The following is a 6,451-nucleotide window of genomic DNA, read 5'->3' as shown; positions in this document are numbered from 1 at the left end:
CGTAAGTCTTGGTCGTACTGCCGCGCCTCAGGTCAAGAATGTTGCCATTGGGGTCGTAGGAGATGGGATTGCCAACACCGATGTTCCAAGCGCTGTTTAAGCTGTTCTCGGCAACGGTAAGCTGGCCGAGGTTATCGTAGGTATACTGCACCGCATAATCTGCGGGCTTGCCCGCCCAATTGTACATGAAGCTGGTGGTTTTGATGCGGCCGTCGTAATAATCCGGGCCGCCCCATCCGCCGGGCAGAGGCTTGAGCTTGCAGGAAATCGCCGCCGCAGGACAAATATCGTTGAATGCAAAAAAAAACGGGCAGGCGCTGGGCCGGGAGTGGTGTGAAAGTTGCGCTGGCGGATGCCCCGGGCGGCAGTTTGCACGTCTTCACGAACCTTGCGCAGATATTGTTCTTTGCGCGGGTTATTCAGCAGCGTCTTCGCCGGATTTTTTTACCTCGGAGCGCCGGATGATTCGCGTTACGTTTTTTTGCATCCGTGGAAGCTCCCCCTTCTGGCCGCGGATGAGCTGGACTTCTTTGATCATTTGCCAGGCGGCAGCGAAGCGGCCCACGTCTCCGATTTTTTGCCAGAATTCAATATCAAAGGAACGATCGCCGTGCTGCTCACGGCTGGCCACGCGCGACATGATCACACGGGACCTCGAATGATCGTTTTTACTTGAGGAGTCGCTCATGATATTCCTGCTTGAGAAAATTTGGAAAACGATATCCGGGTTGCACAAGTCGGCTACGGTCAAATCGCCCAGAGGTGCGCCGAAATTAACCAGCGCATTCCACACGTTGACAGCATTCTCCGGCGTGGGCTCAGTCCAAATATCCAGATCTTTCGTGTAACGCGGCTCGGTGTGATAAATAACCGCATACGCGCCCACGATCGAATACCGCGCGCCTGTTTCATTCAGGCATTGCAACAGATCCCTATAGTCGCGATTGCCGTTCATGCGATCCTCATCATTGAATAAAGATGGCAAAAAAATCAATTCGAACAAGCCCCATTTCATTCAACTCTGATTACTTTGAAGAAACCCGTCTATCATTTGCCTGGAACAGTTTTTTACTCACGATACTTCCGCGTGATTTTAACGATTATCAAACTTCGACGATATGGCAGTATCGTATCAATTTGTTTCCGCCGCCGGACAAATATCATTGAGCGCGCAAAACGGGCAGGCGCTGGGGCCGGGTGTGGGGCGAAAGTCGCGCTGGCGAATGCCTTGCGCGGCGGTTTGCACGTCTTCGCGGATTTTGCGCAGGTATAGTTCTTTGAGCGGAATTTCCGCAACCACGCCGGATTCGAGAAAGTGCATGCGCCAGCCGGCCACCGGTTGGCCAAAACGTTCTTGATAAGACCAGGCATACAGCCGCAATTGCCGGCTGCTCATCGCGCGTTTGCGCGCTTTCTCGGGATCATCGACCGCAGAGGATTTGAAATCAACGATGAGCACGCGGCCATCGGGCAGCTCGTCCACGCGATCCCAGCGGCCGGTGATGACATTGTTTTCGAATAAAAATTTGAATGGCTCCTCGACATACAGGGGCTTGAAATCTTCGCTTTCCTGCTGCTCGAAGAAGCGGCGCAATACCTCCTGCCCGGTGGCAAAACGCTGCTGTTCGTGCGCGCGATTCAAAAAGCCGCGACTACGCCAGTTGGTTTTGAACACGGTCAATAAATCATCCAGGGCAACCACTTCCTGCTTCCGCTTGCGTTTGTTGTATTCGCGCACGGCCTCATGCAGCGCAAAGCCGTATATGATGGCGTGATATTCGGCCAATGGCACGCGCAGAATGTGAACATATTTGTATTTCAGCGGGCAGGTCAAATAGTCGTCGATTTTCTTTTGATCAAGATGCAACAACTGGTCAGCGGGAATGGGGCTGGTTTCAGGCGCTTGTGACTCGCCGTGAGCGTGTCGAATCGGCTCGCCGGATCGATCAAAACGCGCCAGGGCCTCAAAAGGCGAGGCTTTGGCAAAGTCTTCATCCGCGTGCGCATCGTCCAGCGCTTCGCGCACGAACACGCTGACTTTGCGCGGGCGCGCGCCGCCGTAATCACGGCCGCTGGTGAGATAAAGCTCGCGCTCTGCGCGCGTCATGCCGACATAAAACAACCGGCGTTCTTCCTGCACATGAAAATCGCCCTCCGGCAAAATATCTTTGATCACGCCCTCCGGCAGTTCGATGGTTGAGGCGCGCGGCTTCGTGGGAAAGCGGCCTTCCACCAATCCCACCATGAAAACCACCGGAAATTCCAGCCCCTTGGCTTTGTGCAACGTCATCACCTGCACGGCCTCAACGTCGAGATCAGCCATGGCCGTGCCGGGATCGTCGCCGAACTCTTTCAACAGCTCGAGATGATTGATGAAAAAACTCAATTCGCCGGGCGTGGTGAAATGCGCATAACCCTGCACGGTGTTGAAGAATTTAGTAATGTTGCTGATTTTTTCATCCGAGGCAACCGACTCGCCTTCGGCCAGACGCTTGAGATAGCCCGACTCTTTTAGAAAATCATAGAGCAGGGAATAGACCGGCGTGGTGCGCGATTGCTCGAGATATTTTTCATTGTCGGCAATGATCTTTATGGCAGTGGCGCGGCCTTCGGCAGAAAGCGGCTCGGGCCATTCAAATTGCTCGGGATTTTTGAAGATATGAAACAGCGGGCGATGCGTATCATGCTGGATCAGCAGCGCGGCCTGCACATCGCGCATGGGCATGGCGTAGATCTCATTCTGCGCGAGGTGATAGAGATTTTGCGAGTCGTAAGGATTGGCAATGCTTTTGAGAAAGCAGAACAGCATGCGAATTTCCTCGCGCTGATAAAGGCCGTAGTTGCCGGAAAAGCGGTGGGGAATACCGGCTGCGGCGAGGCTGCGCAGAAACGGGTCGGCGGCGTTGTTGGAGCGCACCAAGATGCAGAAATCGCGATAGCTGGACGTGCCGGCTGCCACGCGTTCTTGAATATGTTGGGTGACGGCCTCGGCCTCAGCGCTCAAGGTTTCGAAATGCCAATGCTCGACCCGCTGGCCCTCGGGCTTGTCGCTGGTGAGTTTTTTGTTGATTTGTTGTTTGACTTCCAGGCGGTTGGGATCGTTGTGGCGGATCAGGCGATAGGCGGTGTCGAGAATCGGTTGGGTCGAACGATAATTGTGGGTAAGCACAATATAGCGTGCGTTTGCATATGTTTTGCTGAAGTTGAGAATGTTACTGATGGCGGCGCCGCGAAATTTGTAGATGGATTGATCGTCGTCGGCCACAACGGCGAGGTTCTCATGACCCGCAGCCAGCTCTTTCACCAGTTGAAATTGCGCATAATTCGTGTCTTGAAATTCGTCCACGAGAATGTAGCGATAGCGTTCCTGCAAGCGGCGGCGAATATCGGGATGCTCGCGCAGTAATTTCAAGCAATAAGAAATCTGATCGCCAAAATCAAAATAGCCGGACTCGGCCATGAGCTTTTGATAAGCTTGATAGCATTGCGACAGTTCCATTTGTTTTTCAGCGGAAAGCCGTTCTGCCGGTTCGCTGCTGGATTGGGCATGTGCGGCAAGCTGTTCGCAATGGGCAAGATATTCTTCCGGCGAGACGTCTTCGTCCTTCAAGCGGCTGAAGTGCCGCAGCAAATCCTGCAAAAATCGTGTGGGATTCCCCAAAGGCCGGTAATGTTTGAGCGGCAGATCGAACAAATGCTCGCGCAGAAACAGCGCTTGTTCGGCCTGACTCAACAGGCGAAAATTGGGATCCAGCCCCAAATCAACGGCGAACTCGCGCACGATTTTATCGCCGAACGAGTGGAAGGTTGAAATGGTGAAGCCGACATCGCCATAAGGCACGAGCCGGTCGACACGCTCTTCCATTTCAGCCGCAGCTTTGTCAGTAAATGTGAGTGCCAGAATTTGATTCGGGCGGGCGATTTGCGCGGCGACGAGATAGGCGATGCGGTAGGTGATGACACGCGTTTTGCCCGTGCCGGCGCCGGCAATGATGGCCAGCGGGCCATTAAGATATTCAACCGCGGCGCGCTGTTGCTCATTTAAGTCGTAGAGAATTTTTTCAACCGAGAAGTCGTGCGGCATAGGAATAAAAAAAGCGCGCTTCCGGTCGCGGAAGGGCGCTTTTGCGTCTGAAAGTTCTGGTCAGTTCAAAAAGAAGTTCAACGGATCGACCGGCGCATCGTCTTTATGCACTTCGAAGTGCAGATGCGGTCCGGTGGTGCGTCCGGTGTTTCCGACGAGGCCGATCACATCCCAGCGCTCGATCTTCTGGCCTTCTTTTACCCAGACTTCGGAAAGGTGGCCGTAGAGCGTGCGGTAGCCATAGCCGTGATCGATGATCACATGACGGCCATAACCCTGACCCAGGCTATACGTCGATTTGGCGGCAATCACGACGCCGGCAGCGGCGGAATAGACCTCGGTGCCGATTTCAGCGGAAATATCGACGCCGTTGTGATGCTTGACGCGTTCAATGAACGGATCGAGACGCTTGCCGTATTTGTCGGTGATGCGGCCGGCTTCCACCGGGCGAATCGAAGGCGTATGCTTGAGCTGCGCGTTGTCACTGGCGATTTTGTCTTTCACATCTTTAATGTTGTCGAAATGCAGCTCGATGCGCTTTTCCAGAACGGAAAGCATGTGATTGACGCGCTTGGTCTCACTCTTGACGCCTTCCGGCAGCGAATTCAAATCGACATCGACATAATCTCCCAGCGCGCCGCCCGTGCCGGCCTTGCGCACGTCCGGATCGATGCGCGGGAGTTCGGTGAACACGCGCAAATCGTCGTCGTTTTGCTCAACGGTTTGCATGCGTCCGTCAAGCTCGTTGACCTTCGTACTCATATGCTGGAGTTGCTTGGTCAAGGCTTGATTCGAGCGATTGAGACTGGTGATGCGTTCATCCTTATAATAGTCGGTAAATAAGGCAATCGAAGAACCGACCATCAGCAGCATCACCACAAATGATGAGAACATGATAGAAATGATCCTCTTCCACGACAAATTAACCGTTTTGACTTCCGACCCCTGTAGCGAAAACAAGATCAGCTTAATCTTTTTATCGCCCATGATTCCCTTCCTCCGTGATTGGGGACGTTGAAGTTGATTTAAATTGTCTGAAGCTTGGGGGTGCTGGCAGCGTTTGGGTTAATATCTCCTGAAGACATTTGTGACGCTTCCCCGCATGTGTTGAGTCTGAACTTATTTGTGAAACCATCCTAGTTAAGCTTTCATGAAGTCTGTTTGATTGATACGGCGAGTAAAAATAGCCCTAACGTTCACCTTTGTCAAGTGAAAATTCGGAATTTGACCTCGCCAGGGTTGTACAGGGCTGCGCGCCTTCTCTTCCTGAGATTGCGCTTAACCGAGGTAGCTGCGGAGCGGCTTGCTTCGGGAAGCATGCCGGAGGCGTTTGATCGCCTTCTCCTTGATTTGTCTCACCCGCTCACGGGTCAGTTTGAACAGCTCGCCGATTTCTTCGAGCGTTAGAGGGTGTTCCCGTCCCAAACCGAAATAGAGCTTGACCACTTCGGCCTCACGTCCGGTCAGTGTCTCAAGCGCGCGTTCAACTTCAACGCGTAGGGATTCGCTCATCAAATTATTATCCGGCGAGGGCATTTCTTCATTTTCGAGCACATCGAGCAACCGGCTTTCTTCATCCTGGTTGAACGGTGCATCCAGCGAAACATGCTTGCCGGAAATTTTCAATGTGTCGGAGACTTCGTAGGGCGTCATCTCGACTTTGTCGGCAATTTCATGCGCCGAAGGCTCGCGCTCGAACTCCTGCTCAAGCGAACTCAGCGCTTTCCCAATTTTATTGAGCGCGCCGACACGGTTGAGCGGCAGGCGAACCACGCGAGATTGTTCGGCCAGTGCCTGCAAAATCGACTGGCGAATCCACCATACTGCATAGGAGATAAACTTGAAACCGCGTGTCTCATCAAACCGGCTTGCGGCTTTAATCAAGCCGAGATTGCCTTCATTGATGAGATCTCCTAGTGAAAGTCCTTGATTTTGATACTGTTTAGCGACACTAACAACGAATCGTAGATTCGCTTTGGTAAGTCTTTCTAATGCTTCCTCATCACCCTTTTTAATGAGCTTGGCGAGCTCGATTTCGGCTTCGGGGGATAAAAGAGGAACTTCACTGATTTCCTGGAGATACTTCTCTAGGGATTGATCCGTTCTAGAACGGTTCCCACCAGTGAGTCTCGCCACACTCCCTCCTTCAAGTTGGGTGAAGAGTCTCGTGATCAAAACATGGTTATTTTCGAAAAGCGTGGCAATCTACAAATTTTTCATTATTTTGTCAACAATTTCGTTGTCACTGATTTTTGCTTGAAATTTTGCGGAGGAACGCGCTCGACCACGTTCCTCACAAAAATTTGAGGTATGATTTTGAATCGCCGGGGGTATTTTGCGCCGCGCGCGGCGAGTTCCTGCTCAAAG

Annotated in this window: 5 protein-coding genes; all 5 read right to left on the bottom strand. The window is 52.7% G+C overall.

Translation table 11 applies throughout. The annotated features are described in order from the left end of the window. Nucleotides 1-187, bottom strand: a 187-nt coding sequence (locus FBQ85_24870; protein MDL1878365.1) for a hypothetical protein, incomplete at its 3' end; no start/stop codon positions are given. A 228-nt stretch (nt 188-415) separates the two neighbouring features. Next, nucleotides 416-955, bottom strand: coding sequence for a hypothetical protein (locus FBQ85_24865; GenBank protein MDL1878364.1), 540 nt, complete (start codon nt 953-955; stop codon nt 416-418). A gap of 177 nt (nt 956-1,132) precedes the next feature. Further along, nucleotides 1,133-4,084 (bottom strand): ATP-dependent helicase, encoded by a 2,952-nt coding sequence (locus FBQ85_24860; protein MDL1878363.1) that lies wholly within the window; start codon nt 4,082-4,084, stop codon nt 1,133-1,135. Between the two features lie 60 nt (nt 4,085-4,144). Further along, complete coding sequence (locus tag FBQ85_24855) at nt 4,145-5,071, bottom strand: M23 family metallopeptidase (protein ID MDL1878362.1); 927 nt, start codon at nt 5,069-5,071, stop codon at nt 4,145-4,147. Nucleotides 5,072-5,362: 291 nt separating this feature from the next. Beyond that, entirely contained in the window at nt 5,363-6,220 is an 858-nt protein-coding gene (locus FBQ85_24850; protein MDL1878361.1) for a sigma-70 family RNA polymerase sigma factor, read from the bottom strand. Nucleotides 6,221-6,451: the final 231 nt, after the last annotated feature.

This window comes from Cytophagia bacterium CHB2 (genome assembly GCA_030263535.1).
Lineage (GTDB): Bacteria > Zhuqueibacterota > Zhuqueibacteria > Zhuqueibacterales > Zhuqueibacteraceae > Coneutiohabitans.
Note: the sequence above shows the minus strand (reverse complement) of the source record. Positions and strands in the feature narration are given on the sequence as shown.

Coding starts and splice junctions, on each gene's coding strand:
- FBQ85_24865 (MDL1878364.1), bottom strand. CDS start 955: ATGAACGGCAATCGCGACTATAGGGATCTGTTGCAATGCCTGAATGAA.
- FBQ85_24860 (MDL1878363.1), bottom strand. CDS start 4,084: ATGCCGCACGACTTCTCGGTTGAAAAAATTCTCTACGACTTAAATGAG.
- FBQ85_24855 (MDL1878362.1), bottom strand. CDS start 5,071: ATGGGCGATAAAAAGATTAAGCTGATCTTGTTTTCGCTACAGGGGTCG.